The sequence below is a fragment of the bacterium genome, assembly GCA_037200965.1.
GTDB lineage: Bacteria > Patescibacteriota > Minisyncoccia > Phycocordibacterales > Phycocordibacteraceae > C7867-001.
This window is the reverse complement of the sequence record JBBCGK010000001.1, coordinates 337365-350046: the sequence shown is the minus strand read 5'-3', so window position 1 is coordinate 350046 and position 12682 is coordinate 337365. Positions and strand designations below refer to the sequence as shown.

General features: G+C 58.0%; 17 protein-coding genes. 12 read left to right on the top strand and 5 right to left on the bottom strand.

Annotation, left to right across the window (positions count from 1 at the left end; genetic code table 11):
* The first annotated feature begins 20 nt into the window (after positions 1 to 20).
* The 3 genes from tsf to msrA are packed head-to-tail and all read left to right on the top strand — an operon-like array spanning position 21 to position 1541.
* Positions 21 to 605 carry an elongation factor Ts gene (gene tsf / locus WDN10_02175; GenBank protein ID MEJ0053511.1) on the top strand — a complete coding sequence of 195 codons (585 nt, stop codon included), beginning with the start codon at positions 21 to 23 and terminating at the stop codon, positions 603 to 605.
* A gap of 7 nt (positions 606 to 612) precedes the next feature.
* On the top strand, positions 613 to 1059 hold the full coding sequence (locus tag WDN10_02170; protein MEJ0053510.1) for a hypothetical protein: 447 nt from the start codon (positions 613 to 615) through the stop codon (positions 1057 to 1059).
* 11 nt (positions 1060 to 1070) lie between these two features.
* Positions 1071 to 1541, top strand: a complete 471-nt coding sequence (gene msrA, locus WDN10_02165) for a peptide-methionine (S)-S-oxide reductase MsrA (GenBank protein ID MEJ0053509.1) — start codon at positions 1071 to 1073, stop codon at positions 1539 to 1541.
* A gap of 50 nt (positions 1542 to 1591) precedes the next feature.
* Here the strand turns inward: msrA and WDN10_02160 are convergent, their stop codons facing one another.
* Positions 1592 to 2308, bottom strand: coding sequence for a hypothetical protein (locus WDN10_02160; GenBank protein MEJ0053508.1), 717 nt, complete (start codon positions 2306 to 2308; stop codon positions 1592 to 1594).
* 152 nt (positions 2309 to 2460) lie between these two features.
* On the opposite strand from WDN10_02160, the gene WDN10_02155 reads away from it, so the two are divergent.
* Positions 2461 to 3318 (top strand): integrase core domain-containing protein, encoded by an 858-nt coding sequence (locus tag WDN10_02155; protein MEJ0053507.1) that lies wholly within the window; start codon positions 2461 to 2463, stop codon positions 3316 to 3318.
* Here the strand turns inward: WDN10_02155 and msrB are convergent, their stop codons facing one another.
* Positions 3319 to 3732 carry a peptide-methionine (R)-S-oxide reductase MsrB gene (msrB, locus tag WDN10_02150; GenBank protein ID MEJ0053506.1) on the bottom strand — a complete coding sequence of 138 codons (414 nt, stop codon included), beginning with the start codon at positions 3730 to 3732 and terminating at the stop codon, positions 3319 to 3321. It abuts the gene before it with no gap.
* 24 nt (positions 3733 to 3756) lie between these two features.
* Between msrB and WDN10_02145 the strand changes: the two genes are divergently transcribed.
* From WDN10_02145 to WDN10_02115, 7 genes are read left to right on the top strand one after another with little or no spacing between them, the layout of a single operon-like run.
* Positions 3757 to 4224, top strand: a complete 468-nt coding sequence (locus WDN10_02145; GenBank protein MEJ0053505.1) for a vitamin K epoxide reductase family protein — start codon at positions 3757 to 3759, stop codon at positions 4222 to 4224.
* Between the two features lie 13 nt (positions 4225 to 4237).
* Complete coding sequence (locus WDN10_02140) at positions 4238 to 5416, top strand: hypothetical protein (GenBank protein ID MEJ0053504.1); 1179 nt, start codon at positions 4238 to 4240, stop codon at positions 5414 to 5416.
* A 29-nt stretch (positions 5417 to 5445) separates the two neighbouring features.
* Entirely contained in the window at positions 5446 to 6678 is a 1233-nt protein-coding gene (locus WDN10_02135) for an NAD(P)/FAD-dependent oxidoreductase (protein MEJ0053503.1), read from the top strand.
* Positions 6675 to 7142: a thioredoxin-dependent thiol peroxidase gene (gene bcp, locus WDN10_02130; GenBank protein ID MEJ0053502.1), complete on the top strand. Its 468-nt coding sequence runs from the start codon at positions 6675 to 6677 to the stop codon at positions 7140 to 7142. Before WDN10_02135 ends, bcp begins: the two co-directional genes overlap by 4 nt.
* A gap of 17 nt (positions 7143 to 7159) precedes the next feature.
* Positions 7160 to 7837, top strand: coding sequence for an endonuclease III (gene nth / locus WDN10_02125; protein ID MEJ0053501.1), 678 nt, complete (start codon positions 7160 to 7162; stop codon positions 7835 to 7837).
* A 16-nt stretch (positions 7838 to 7853) separates the two neighbouring features.
* Complete coding sequence (locus tag WDN10_02120; protein MEJ0053500.1) at positions 7854 to 8570, top strand: HAD-IB family hydrolase; 717 nt, start codon at positions 7854 to 7856, stop codon at positions 8568 to 8570.
* Complete coding sequence (locus WDN10_02115; GenBank protein ID MEJ0053499.1) at positions 8551 to 9360, top strand: A/G-specific adenine glycosylase; 810 nt, start codon at positions 8551 to 8553, stop codon at positions 9358 to 9360. Before WDN10_02120 ends, WDN10_02115 begins: the two co-directional genes overlap by 20 nt.
* Here the strand turns inward: WDN10_02115 and WDN10_02110 are convergent, their stop codons facing one another.
* Together WDN10_02110 and WDN10_02105 are read right to left on the bottom strand one after the other, a co-directional pair.
* Positions 9361 to 9522 (bottom strand): hypothetical protein, encoded by a 162-nt coding sequence (locus tag WDN10_02110; protein MEJ0053498.1) that lies wholly within the window; start codon positions 9520 to 9522, stop codon positions 9361 to 9363.
* 107 nt (positions 9523 to 9629) lie between these two features.
* Entirely contained in the window at positions 9630 to 9848 is a 219-nt protein-coding gene (locus tag WDN10_02105) for a hypothetical protein (protein ID MEJ0053497.1), read from the bottom strand.
* Between the two features lie 281 nt (positions 9849 to 10129).
* Here WDN10_02105 and WDN10_02100 point away from each other — a divergent pair, with 281 nt between their 5' ends.
* A complete protein-coding gene (locus WDN10_02100; GenBank protein MEJ0053496.1) occupies positions 10130 to 10630 on the top strand; it encodes a hypothetical protein in 501 nt (166 codons plus the stop codon).
* Between the two features lie 77 nt (positions 10631 to 10707).
* On the opposite strand, the gene WDN10_02095 is transcribed toward WDN10_02100, so the two are convergent.
* Entirely contained in the window at positions 10708 to 12639 is a 1932-nt protein-coding gene (locus tag WDN10_02095; protein ID MEJ0053495.1) for a ribonuclease J, read from the bottom strand.
* Between the last annotated feature and the right edge of the window lie 43 nt (positions 12640 to 12682).

Genomic DNA, 12682 nt, shown 5'->3' with positions numbered 1-12682 from the left:
AATGCTATAATTTTTCACACATGGAAATTTCGACCGACATCGTCAAAGCGCTCCGGGACCGCACCGGTGTTTCCGTCATGCAGTGCAAGAAGGCGCTTGAAGAGGCCGGAGGCGATGTCGCCAAGGCGGAGGTGATACTTAAGAAGCGTTCGGGCGCGGCGGCGGATAAGAAGGCTGACCGCGAACTCGGTTCGGGCGCGGTCGCGACCTACGTGCACGACGGCTCCATCGGCGCCATGGTGCTCCTCTCCTCGGAGACCGATTTCGTCTCCCGCAATCCCGAGTTCGTCGCGCTTGCGCGCGAAGTCGCCATGCAGGTCGCCGCGACCGACCCGAAATACGCAACCGACGCGGAAATCCCGGAAGAGGCGAAAACCGCGGCCATGGCCGTGTTCGCGAAGGAAGTGGAGGGGAAGCCGGAGGAGATGAAAGAGAAGATCCTTGCAGGGAAGCTGTCCTCCTATTTCAGCGACCAGGTGCTTCTTGACCAGCCGTATATCAAGGACGAGTCGAAGACGATCCGCGACCTCGTGACCGAGGCGAGCCAGAAGTTCGGCGAGCGCGTCGAGATTACCCGCTTCGCGCGCTTCTCCGCCCGCGCCTAGTCCCTCAATGGCATACCTGATAGCCATCCTTATCACGGTATTCCTGTTCCTCGGCTTTCTTGCGCTTACCGGTTTCGAACGCCGCCGCGGTTTCCGTTATTTCGAGAGGGAACGCGCCGAACTCGATCGCTTCGCCCGCCGCGTCGAGTTCATCTTCGAACATGTCGACTTCGCGTCATTCCTCAGGCATCTGGTCGTCTCGACCGTGGAGACGCTCGCCCATGAGGTCGTTCGCCTGGTCCTGCTTGGGGTGCGTGCGCTCGAGCGCCTGCTTACGAGGGTCGTAAAGCATTTGCGTCTTCGCCGCGCGGTGCCGCTTGAGGCTGCGGCTGCGCCAGCTTCTCCCTTCGTCGCGACCATCGCCACGTTCAAGCACCGGCTCAGGAAAGAACGCGCGGAGAACAAGGCCGCGGCCGAATCCGCGGAGACGGACGGGGAAACAGTATCCGAATAACTTCCATACCTATGCAAGAAAAGGCCATTTTCGCTGCAGGTTGCTTCTGGGGAGTCGAGGCGGCTTTCCGCGCGGTGCCGGGCATCATCGATGCCGTTTCCGGATATACCGGCGGGCACACCGAACATCCTACCTATGAACAAGTTTGTTCTGACACGACCGGGCACGCCGAAGCGGTCGAAGTATCCTTCGACCCGTCCCGGGTCTCATACGAAACCCTTCTTCGCGCATTCTTCAAGCTCCACGATCCGACGCAGCTTAATCGCCAGGGCCCGGATGTCGGCAGCCAGTACCGCGGTGCGGTCTTCTATCTCTCCGAGGCGCAGCGGGAAGCGGCGGAGAGGATGAAAGCCGAGCTTGCATCGAATTATCTTCCGAAAACGATCGCCACCGAGATCACGAAAGCGACTGCATTCTGGCCCGCCGAAGAGTATCATCAGCGGTATTTCGAGAAGCACCCCGACGCGGTGTGTCATATCTAAAAACAAAAGGCCCCGGCGAAGGGGGCCTTTTTCAGGATGCGTGTAGTGTCTTATTCGTCGTCCAGAAGCTCATGGAGCGCATCAAAGTCAGCGTCACGCACTCGCCCGGGCTCCATAAGCATCCCCGCGACCGCCCGGAAGAGGAGGCCCGCCGGGCGAAGACGGAGACACATCATCGCGCGCTCGAGATTCATTTCCCCGAGGTCGAACGCATTGACGAGAAAGCCAAGGCTGATTTCCATCCGCGTGAGCGGACGGCCGAACATGGTTGCGAGCGGCGTAGCAAGTTCGGGGAAATCCTCGTACATCGCCTGGCGCAGGATCTCGTATTTCATTTCCTGCGAGGCGGCGATGGTCGCGAGCGGGATGGCGAAGCTTGCAAGCGGCACGCCCCGTTCGAAACGATTGCCGAGGAAGAGGTGGTGGAACAGGATCCTGTCCATTTCCTCCATCCCGAGCCCCGCGGCCCAGTTGCGGGCTTTCGCCGGATCGCCGTTGAGCTCGGATTCGTGAAGCACTTGCAGGGCGGGTGCCATGCTCGCGAACGTGCCGTCATCCGAACCCTGGACCATCTGTGCATACATGCCTCGGGCCGCAAACGCCGTCGCTCCCACGTGCTGCACCTTCTGGAGCAGCGGCAGGAACAGGTGATGGGCGAGCTGCGTCCCCGACATGAGCGCAAGACGACGCGTATTCTCGTCCGTTATGTGGAAGCGAAGCTGCATCTCCGCGAACGCCGCATCCACAAGACGTTTCCTGATATCCATAACGTCCTCCGTACATGGGGGCGGCGCATGCCGTCCCTTGTTGGCCTCAAGGATTTCTACTTCACTTGATGAACCTAGTCAAGCGCCCCGTAATGGTTCAATACCTTGGCACCACTAAGCCAAGTCGCATGCCATACACCACCAACCCCCGTATGCCCCGCATCCGCCGCGAAGCGGCGGATCTCTTCCGCCAAGGCTGGAGCGCGCGCAAGATCGGGCGGCATCTCGGGTACCATCACACCGCCGTCATGAAATGGGTGCGAAGGGCCGAACGCATCGGATACCACCCGATACCGACGCGCTCGTCGCGTCCGAAGCGCCATCCCCGGCAGCTCTCAGACGAACTCCGCTGGAAGATCTTCCATACCCGGCTCAAGTCGAAGCGAAGCGCGGAAGTCATTCAGCGCATACTGGAGGAGGAAGGGGTGGTGATTTCACTCTCCACCATCAAGCGAACGCTTGACCGCATGGGCCTCCTCAAGAAGAGGAGCCCGTACAAGCGATACCACCCACAGGTCGACCGCCCCCTGCCGGAGAAACCCGGTTCCCTCGTCCAGATCGACACCATTCACACCATGCTCGATTTGAAGAAGCGGATGTATACCTTCACCCTCATCGACGTGCATTCCCGCACCGCGTACGCGAAGACCTATGCGCGCATGGATGCCGCGACCGCCGTGCGCTTCGTCGAGGAGGCGCAGCGGAGAGCGTCCTTCCGCTTCGAAATGCTCCAGAGCGACCATGGTCCCGAGTTCGGGGCGTGGTTCGTCGAGCGCATCCGGAGGAAGCACCGGTATTCCCGCATCGGGAAACCCAACGACAATGCGCATATCGAGCGATTCAACCGCACGCTTCAGGAGGAGTGCCTCGACCATGCGCGCAGAAGTCCGGAAGCGTTCAATGCGGCTCTGAAGAAATACATCCCCTGGTACAACCGGGAGCGGCACCATTTCGGCCTGAATCTCCTGACTCCGGCACAAGTACTCAAGGAGGTGGTGCCAAGGTGTTGATTAGAAGACGGCAGCCGGATGTTCCTTTTCAAAATCGAGACAGACGGAGTTGATGCAGTATCGTTTGCCACCCGCAGTTACCGGACCGTCGTTAAAAAGGTGCCCGAGATGCGCCCCGCAGTGCTTGCAGTGCACCTCGGTACGGCGCATACCAAGCGAATCGTCTTCGCTCGTCCCGATATTTTCGGCGACCGCGGGATCGGTAAACGACGGCCAGCCGGTGCCCGAATCGAACTTGTTTTCCGACGTGAAGAGGACTGCTCCGCAGTTATTGCAGCGGTAGACGCCGGGCTCATGGTTGTCGACGTACTCGCCCGTAAACGCCGTCTCGGTCCCGTGCTCAAGCATTACCCGCCGTTGCTCGGGCGTGAGTTCGGGCTTCCTGCCGTCCGGACCCGTATTTTGGATATCCATAGCATCAGTATACTATGGAGGTTCATGAAAGCCTTTTTCACCCGCATCGCCCCCTGGGCGATCCTCCTCGCCGCGTTTTTGGGGCTCGCCGATTCGGTCTATCTTGCGAGAAGCGAATTGTCCGGCGCCCCGCTTCTTTGCAATATCGACGGGCTCTCAGGCTGCAACCTGGTCGCGCAGAGCCCCTACTCGCAGCTCTTTGGCGTTCCGCTTGCCGTGTACGGCCTCGGGTTTTACGCGCTTCTCTTTATCCTCGCCGCGCTCGAGCTTGCCTGGTCGTCGTCCAGGCTCCGGAAAATGCTCCTTGCGCTCACGCTGTTTGGCGTGGCCGTGTCGCTTGTTTCGCTTCTCTTGCAGCTTTTCGTGATCCAGGCGCTTTGCATCTATTGCGCGTTCTCCTGGGCCGTCGCGCTTCTTGCGTGGCTTTTCTCCCGCCTCCTGCCCGGATCGAAATTCTGGCGCAGGGAGCACTTGACAGACGCTCCTTCGTGATACAATGATTTCCATGTCTAGGCGCACGCTCACGTTTCCGCTTCTCCTCGCCGCGCTTTTGGTCCTCGCGCTTCCTTCGGCTGTATCCGCCGCTACCTTCGGCGCGGAGCGTTCCCTGGTCGTTTCGGAAGCGGGTGAAGGTAACTCTTATTTCGCAAGCGGCACCCTCACGCTCGCGGCCCCGGTCATGGGTGATTTCTCGGCCCTTGGCGGCAGCATCTCCGTTTCCGCGCCGATAGCGGGCGACGCGCTTCTTGCGGGAGGGAGCGTCGATATCAAGAAACCGGTCGCGGGCGACGTCCGGATCCTTGGCGGGAGCGTCGCGATTTCCGCACCCGTTGGCGGCGATGTCGCCGCGCTTGCCGCAAGCTTTACGGAAACAAGCGGTTCCCTGGGAAGCGTGTTCGTGGCCGCACGGACGGTGAAGCTTCTTAGCGGAGCGGGTGGTCCCGTAACCGTCTACGGAAGCAATGTCCTTCTTTCCGGCACTTTCAAGGGCGACGTACGCGCTGTCGTCTCGGATAAGCTCGCGCTTGCTCCCGGTACGCATATCGAAGGAACGCTTCGCTACGAAGCTCCGGAAGCCGCCGACGTTCCCGCTTCGGCGATCGTCGACGGGGGAGTGACTTATACCGGCGCGTCGTTTCTTCCGACCAGCAAGCAAGCCCAGGCGCTCGCCCTTGCCGGGACCGGCGTTTTCCTTTTCGTAAAGATTCTCGGTGCGCTTATCGCGGTCGGCATCCTTGCCGGGCTCTTCCCGGCGTTTACGGAAGCGCTTGCTTCCCGCGTGCTTCGGGGCACTGCCCGCCGTCTCGCGCTCTACGCGCTTCTCGGATTCGCCCTTACGGTCGCGACGCCGATCCTGGTATTCCTTCTCGCGCTCACGTTCGTCGGATTTGCCGTCGCGCTCATCGCGGGAAGCGCCTATGTTCTCGCGCTCTCGCTCGCGTACTGCTACGCGGGCGCGGTTGCAGGCGCCCTCATACGCAAGCAGATATTCGGCGACCGCTACTTCAGCTGGCGCTTCGCCGTACTTGGCATGCTCGTCCTCTCGGTCGTGTATCTCGTGCCGGTTATCGGTCCGATACTTCTGTACGGGCTGTGGGCGGTGACGCTCGGGGCTCTCGTCTCGTATGCATACGAGCACGCGATGGGTTCGGATGAGTCGGCCAGCTTGTTCGAATCCACTTAACTAGACGCTCGTTCTAAAAGTCTTTCACGATGGAGTATGACGTGATCGTGCTAGGAGCCGGAGCAGCCGGGCTTACCTGCGCACAGCGTCTTATGAAAGCAGGTAAGCGAGTTCTTATTTTAGAAGCGAGGAATCGTATCGGAGGGCGTGTACACACCATCTTCGACCGGGGTGTCGTGGAAGCAGGCGCGGAATTCATTCACGGAGAAAATGCCGCGACATGGGATTTTATACGAGATATTCATTTATCTACTGAAGAATGGGCCGCTCTAAACGGCGCGCGGCGCGTCTTCGGTGGCGATACAGGTTCGCTGCGCGCAGACAGCGCACGCCTTTTACAAGAAATGGATGCCGTGGACGCTGGTATTGCGGAGTATCAAGGCGAAGAAATCAGTTTGTCAGAATATCTTGCGAAGCAACCTATTTCGCCCGCCGCGAAGTTCTTTTCAGGGCGCCATATAGGCGATTACGAAGGCGCCGACCCTACCAACTTAAGTCTGTTAGAATTCGCCCGCGAGGAAGAGCTGGCGACCAGTGGAGATCGGAATTTCTGGCTTGTCGACGGATATGCTCGTGTCCTAGCCGCACTCGCAGAGGGCCTTCCTATCAAACTCAAGCATGAAGTTTCCGCCATAGCCTGGAAGCCTGGCTTGGCGCGGGTAACGTGCACGAACGGTGCGGTCTACGACGCCGCGAAAGTGGTGATAACCATCCCCTTGGGAGTGCTTAAAACTGGTAAACTCACCTTCAATCCGGATCTACCCGCCTCATTTAATGAGGCGGTGTCTAAAATTGGTTTTGGCGACTCGACCAAACTGACGCTTTGGTTCGATTGCAATCTGCCTGTTTTCAGAATCCTTGATACCCCAGGACATTTTGGCCACTGGTGGGTACGCCGTTTCGGCGGGCAAGTTGTCGCTGTCGGGTTTAGCGGAGGCACGCGCGCCCGTGATCTTACCGAGATGGGGGAAACACAGGCCGTAGCATTTGGTGCTGAGGAACTTGCCGGAGCGCTCGGTTCTGATATCAAAAAGCATATCCAAGCTGCCAGACATTTTACATGGTCAGATGATCCGTATGCGCTTGGTTCCTACAGTTATCCGGCCTTGCATATGGGTAATGCTCGCTCTCTTCTGTCCAAACCGATAGAGAATACAGTCTATTACGCTGGCGAAGCCGCCCATACGCAGGGACATGCAGCTACTGTCCATGGCGCAATCGAAATGGGTAAAGAGGTTGCCGATGCTATACTCAGCACATGATGATTATTGGAGGAAAGGCCCCCGCGTTCTCGCTTCCTGATCAGAACGGAACGGTCCGTTCGCTTGCCGACTATCTCGGCAAATGGATGCTCATTTATTTTTATCCGAAGGACGATACGCCCGGCTGCACGATAGAAGCGAAGAGCGTCCGGGATGAATTTCCGCACTTCGAGAAGCTTTCCGCGGTCGTGCTTGGCATCTCTACCGACCCCGTCGCGAGCCACGAGAAATTCGCGAAGAAGTACGATCTTCCGTTTACGCTCCTTTCGGACGAACAGAAGGCAGTCGTGGAGAGCTATGGCGTCTGGGGAGCCAAGAAGTTCATGGGACGCGAATACGAGGGAACGCTTCGTACGTCGTTTCTCATAGACCCGGAAGGAAAGATTGCCAAGATATACGAGGGTGTGAAGCCCGCGGAGCATGTAGCCGAGGTGCTTGCGGACCTCAAACGTTTGACGAGCTAGACGTCGCGTTTTGCGATATGCAAAAGGACACGCTTGAATTCAAGGAGCGCCGGGCAAGAGCGAAGAAGCTGATTGCGTATCTCAAAGAGGCGTACCCGAAACCGAAGACCGAACTCCACTACAAAACGCCGATGCAGCTCGTAGCTGCGGTAATGCTCTCCGCACAGACGACCGATAAGCTCGTGAATAAAGTGACCGATGAGGTACTGTTTGGGAAATATAAGACGATCGATGATTTCGCCGCCGCCGACTATGCGGAATTCGACAAGGACATTTCCCGCGTGACCTTCCACCGCAACAAGGCGAAAGCCATCATCGCGACGGCGAAAAAGATACGGGATGAGTTCAAAGGGAAAGTGCCGAAAGCCGTGGAAGAGCTGGTGACGCTTCCGGGCATTGCGTACAAGACGGCGAACGTGATCCTTGGCGAGCTCTATGGCATCTGGGAGGGCATCCCGACCGACACGCACGTGAAGCGGTTCGCCAAGCGCTTCGACCTCACCGATCAGGAAGACCTCACGAAAATATCCAAGGATTTGGAGCGGCTGATTCCGAAAGAGGACTGGAAGTACGTAAATAACGGTCTCGTGCTCTATGGTCGCTACGTGTGTCCCGCGCGGCCTCATGAGTGCCTTGATCACCCGCTCACGAAACTCTGGCCTAAGGCTGCGGCTAAGTGGCCGAAGGCGAAATAAGAGGTACTATGGAGGGATGAAGGCCGTGGCAGGCAATACGGGGAGCGGGAAGCGGCAGGTCGCGGTATTCGACATCGACGGGACACTCTTCCGCTCGTCGCTACTTATCGAGCTCGTGGAGCGGCTCATAGAGAAGGGCATGTTCCCGCCGGAAACGCGCGCGGCATACGAGACGGAACAGGTGCGCTGGCTCGACCGCAAGGGCGACTATGCCTCGTATATAAGCAAAGTGGTCGAGATATTCGGCAGGCAGATCAAGGGCCTGCCGTACGACGAGGTCTCGTACGTTGCGGGGGAGGTGATCGAGGAAAAGAAGGATCGTCTCTACCGCTATACGCGCGAACTGGTTTCGAAACTCAAGCGCCGCGGTTATTTTATGCTCGCGGTTTCGCACTCGCCCAAGTTCATCGTTGACGGGCTCGGATACGAACTCGGGTTCGACAAGATATACGGCACCTTCTACGAGTCGGGCGCGTCCGGCAAGTTCACGGGCATGATCGCGGATGCCGAACTCATTTCGAACAAGGGAGCGGTCCTGCGCCGTGCCGTGCGCAAGGAGGACCTCACGCTCGAAGGATCGTTTGCGGTGGGGGACACGGAAAGCGACATCGGTATGCTCGAACTCGTCGAGAACCCGGTCTGCTTCAATCCGAATGCGCTGCTGTATAAGCATGCGAAGCGCCGCGGCTGGAAGGTTGTAGTCGAACGGAAAGATGTCGTATACGAATTTTAGAAAAATAGTCTGGGCGCAGTATAAGAAACAAGGGAGGCACGGCTTGCCGTGGCGCAGGACGCGCGATCCGTACAAAATCTTGGTATCGGAAGTGATGCTGCAGCAGACGCAGGTGGAACGGGTGATCCCGTATTACAAAGCGTTTTTGAAGAAGTTCCCGAACGTTCGCGCGCTTTCGCACGCGAAGCTTTCCGAAGTGCTTAAGATCTGGCAAGGACTCGGATACAACCGCCGGGCGAAGATGCTCCGCGAAGCGGCGAAAGTGCTTGCACAGAAGCATAACGGCCGCTTCCCGAAAACAGCCGAAGAACTCGAGGCGCTTCCGGGTGTCGGGCCCTATACCGCGCATGCCGTAGCGGCGTTCGCGTATAACCAGAATGTCGTATTCGTCGAGACGAATATCCGCACGGCGGTCACACACCATTTCTTTACGAGCAAAGAGAAGACCGACGACGCGGAAGTCTTTGCGGTACTTCATAAAACCCTGCCGAAAGGGAAGAGCAGGGAATGGTATGCGGCGCTTATGGACTATGGCGCATACCTCAAGCGCTCGGGCGTACGGCTCAACGCCAGGAGCAAACACTACGCCAAACAATCCGTATTTGAGGGTTCTATGAGGCAAGCGCGCGGGGCGCTACTTAAGGAACTTGCCAAAAGTCCGTGCGAGCGCACGTTCCTTATCAAGATCCTCGGTCCTTCCCGGCGCGAGCAGGTCAAAAATGCGGTCGCTTCGCTTACACAGGAAGGGCTTATACAGCTGCGCGGCACCCGTTTCCGCCTCGCGCGTTGATCACTCGTATATGTCGTGCGTGCCGACATCGAGGAACAGGATACGATCACCCGCGATGAATACGAACTTGATCCGATATTTCCGGTCAATGGAAAACGCCCATGCGCCCCGGTCCTTTCCATGGAGCTTGTGCGTCCCAAGGCTTGGGAGGAAAGGATCCATTCGAAACAAACGCTCTTTTTCTTTCGCTGCTTCTTTCAAGCGCCGCGGCAGCTTGCGGTAATGCCTATCGAAGAGGGGCCGCGTCTCGATCGAAAGCATAGAAGAAACTAATCAAGATCGGCCAGGGATTTCAGTTTCCTCGTCTTGCCCGCGCGATGCTCCCGCAGTCCTTCTTCGACGAGCTTGTCAAGATCCCGCGCGGCTTTGCCAGTAAGATACTCGACTGGCAGACTTTCGGCCTTCAGGCGGTTATATTCCGCAAGCGTCAGCACGACGACGCCCGTATCTTTTGCTGCTGCTTTTTTAAGAAGCGTTGCGGTGGTCATGGGCGGTAGTATAGCATACTGCGATTCAGGGATACAAAAGTGCGGAAGAACCGTCGTGAGTTCGGACCAGCTTCGACTAAAGTTCCGTTCAATCCGTTTGATCAGTCTTCGGGCTTCTAAACAAAGCGTCTCGAGCGTACCATTCCCCCTTCGGCTTTACCTTTGACACTGTTCGTGTAGAGTTGCCAATGGAAACCCTGAGCAAAGGGAGTTAGGCTGTGAAAATAGTAAAGAAACCTCCTCCCAACACGCACCTGGGAGAGATTCGCTGGTATTCGGACATGCATTTCGGAACGCTCCTGTGGGTATGCCAAGGGATGCTGGGATTACGAGATCCGAAGGAGAAGAGCGAGGATTTCCTCAATACACGAAGTGGGGTATCTGAGCTTCTAGATTTTTTTGGCGAAATCGAGTCTCCCGAGGGAATGCTCCACTTCGAGCTCTTTATGGATCGAAATTGGCACACGACACCTTTATGTAGGATCGAGACAACGATTCCGTATCAAGAGGCGATAAGTGACCAAGACTTCTTCAACCTGATCGAAGATTTTAAAGCACATGTTCGCGGACTTCCACTCCTCGAGGCGGGAGAAGGTGCGCTGATCATTGATCCGGATGATCCGCGGTATTACAAAGCATCCAATCAACGTTGGCTCAAATCAGTTTCGGAATTGAACAATATGCTCGGCACCGGGTTTGCAGCAGCGGTTGAGCAACTGCGGAGCGAGAACATAGAGGTCTCGGTTTCGCCAGAAATAAACGAAGACGACATTCTGTTTTGAACCACCTCTAGAAGAGTCGAGGTGGTTCTTTTTATACTCAGTCGCGTACGCACCAACCTAGCGGGAAGCCGTCGCCGCTACACCCCAATCAGCACCGGAATCACCATCGGCGCCTTGTTGGTGCGCGAGAAGAGGAACCCGGCGAGAACATCCGCGAGCTGGTTTCTGACGTAGTCGAGATCGACCGGATTCATGTTACGGGTCGAGTCCTCGACGGTCTTTTTGATGAGAAGCCGCGCTTCGTTCAGCATGCCCTGGGAATCCCGCAGATACACGAAGCCGCGGGAGATGATGTCGGGGCTCTTCCTCAGTTTGCCGGTCTTCACGTTCACCGTCGCAATGACGACGAACATGCCGTCCTTGGCGAGCGACTGGCGGTCGCGCATCACGACTTCCTGGCGATTACCGATCGAGAACCCGTCGACGACGAGCGGGGCCGACGGCACCTTCTGCTTGTGCACGTTGAGCGTCTCGCCGTCCTCGATGTCGATCACGCTTCCGTTGTCGGCGACGATGATGCTTTCGCGGGGTCTTCCGGCCTGCTCGATCGCGCGCGCATGCGAGTACGTCATGGAGTAGTAGCCGTAGCCGGGCATAAAGAACTTCGCGTTCACCTGCTTGTTGAGCCAGATGAGCTCGCCGGTGTTTCCGTGCCCGGTCGAGTGCACGTCCGAGGAGCGGTAGTGGATGATCGTCACCTTCTGGCGGTAAAGGTTGTCCTTGAGGGTCTGCACAGAGGTCTCGTTTCCGGGAATAACCGACGAGGAAAGGACGACCGTGTCGCGCTCATTGAATTGTATGTACTTGTGCTGCTTCGTCGCGATGCGCATAAGCGCGGCAAACTCCTCGCCCTGGGCTCCGGTACAGAGGATGAGAATCTTGTCCGGCGGGTAGTTGCTCATGTCCTGGGCGGGAATGATCGTGCCTTTGTCGATTTTCAAGAGTCCCGCGCGCTCGGCGATCTCGATGTTGTTCTTTATCGAGCGGCCCTCGATCACGATTTTCTTGCCGTACTTCTCCGCGCTTTCGATGATGTGCATCATGCGCTCGAACTGCGACGCGAAGGTGCCGATAATGAGGCGGCTCGAGACGGTCTTCACGATCTCGTCGAGCGTCTGGTGCACGCGCTTCTCGGGAATCGAGAAGCCGTCGCGCTCCGCGTTCGTCGAGTCGGCAATGAAGAAGAGGTTCTTGTCCTTTCCGATGTCGCCCCAGGTTTTCACCTCGCGCTCGGAAGGGACGCCGTCCTCGTGGTCGAGCTTCAGGTCTCCGGAGAGGACGACGTTGCCGTACGGGCTCTCGATCGAGACGCCCATCGAGTCGGGGATGGAGTGCGTGACGGGGAAGAACTTCACCTTCGTATGGGCGATGGTGACGCTTTGCCCGGGCTCGACCTCAACGAGCTCGAGCTTCGGCATATCCGGATACTCTTCCTGGCGCCGCTGGATCATGATCGACGTGAGCCGGCGGGTGTAGATCGGGGGATTCCCGAAGCGGGGCAAAAGGAACGGAATGCCGCCGATGTGGTCGAGGTGGCCGTGCGTGATGATCACGGCGCGGACCCGCTCCTTGTTTTTCTCGAGGTACGCGGTATTCGGAAGCGTGTAGTCGACGCCCGGCGCGTCGTCTTCCGCTTTGAAATGGAAGCCGACATCAAGCACGAAGATGTCGCCGTTGCATTCGACGGCGACCATGTTGCGCCCGACTTCCTCGACGCCGCCCAGGGGGACGACGCGCACCACGTTCTCGGCGGGCTCGGCGGGGAAATAGTCCGCTTCACGCGCTTTCATGCTCGCGGGGCTCGGGCGGCGCAGGATGCGCCGGATATCGCGGCTTGCACGGCCGGGACGTCCCTGGCCGCCGCCTCTGCGATCGCCCCGGGGGCCTTCGCGGCGGGGTCCGTTAAAAGGAGGGCGTCCGCCCTCGCGGCGCGGGCCATTCGGTGCACTCCGGTGCGGTTCGCCGTTTAGGGGAGCGGGTGCCGGGGCGGGTGCTGGTGCTGCGTTCATACAGTTAAGTGGTTATGATAATTATTTGATTCTGAACAATAGT

Bases quoted from the DNA above. Each gene is read 5' to 3' on its own strand.
- tsf (MEJ0053511.1), top strand. From the start codon at position 21: ATGGAAATTTCGACCGACATCGTCAAAGCGCTCCGGGACCGCACCGGT.
- WDN10_02170 (MEJ0053510.1), top strand. From the start codon at position 613: ATGGCATACCTGATAGCCATCCTTATCACGGTATTCCTGTTCCTCGGC.
- msrA (MEJ0053509.1), top strand. From the start codon at position 1,071: ATGCAAGAAAAGGCCATTTTCGCTGCAGGTTGCTTCTGGGGAGTCGAG.
- WDN10_02160 (MEJ0053508.1), bottom strand. From the start codon at position 2,308: ATGGATATCAGGAAACGTCTTGTGGATGCGGCGTTCGCGGAGATGCAG.
- WDN10_02155 (MEJ0053507.1), top strand. From the start codon at position 2,461: ATGCCCCGCATCCGCCGCGAAGCGGCGGATCTCTTCCGCCAAGGCTGG.
- msrB (MEJ0053506.1), bottom strand. From the start codon at position 3,732: ATGGATATCCAAAATACGGGTCCGGACGGCAGGAAGCCCGAACTCACG.
- WDN10_02145 (MEJ0053505.1), top strand. From the start codon at position 3,757: ATGAAAGCCTTTTTCACCCGCATCGCCCCCTGGGCGATCCTCCTCGCC.
- WDN10_02140 (MEJ0053504.1), top strand. From the start codon at position 4,238: ATGTCTAGGCGCACGCTCACGTTTCCGCTTCTCCTCGCCGCGCTTTTG.
- WDN10_02135 (MEJ0053503.1), top strand. From the start codon at position 5,446: ATGGAGTATGACGTGATCGTGCTAGGAGCCGGAGCAGCCGGGCTTACC.
- bcp (MEJ0053502.1), top strand. From the start codon at position 6,675: ATGATGATTATTGGAGGAAAGGCCCCCGCGTTCTCGCTTCCTGATCAG.
- nth (MEJ0053501.1), top strand. From the start codon at position 7,160: ATGCAAAAGGACACGCTTGAATTCAAGGAGCGCCGGGCAAGAGCGAAG.
- WDN10_02120 (MEJ0053500.1), top strand. From the start codon at position 7,854: ATGAAGGCCGTGGCAGGCAATACGGGGAGCGGGAAGCGGCAGGTCGCG.
- WDN10_02115 (MEJ0053499.1), top strand. From the start codon at position 8,551: ATGTCGTATACGAATTTTAGAAAAATAGTCTGGGCGCAGTATAAGAAA.
- WDN10_02110 (MEJ0053498.1), bottom strand. From the start codon at position 9,522: ATGGATCCTTTCCTCCCAAGCCTTGGGACGCACAAGCTCCATGGAAAG.
- WDN10_02105 (MEJ0053497.1), bottom strand. From the start codon at position 9,848: ATGACCACCGCAACGCTTCTTAAAAAAGCAGCAGCAAAAGATACGGGC.
- WDN10_02100 (MEJ0053496.1), top strand. From the start codon at position 10,130: ATGCATTTCGGAACGCTCCTGTGGGTATGCCAAGGGATGCTGGGATTA.
- WDN10_02095 (MEJ0053495.1), bottom strand. From the start codon at position 12,639: ATGAACGCAGCACCAGCACCCGCCCCGGCACCCGCTCCCCTAAACGGC.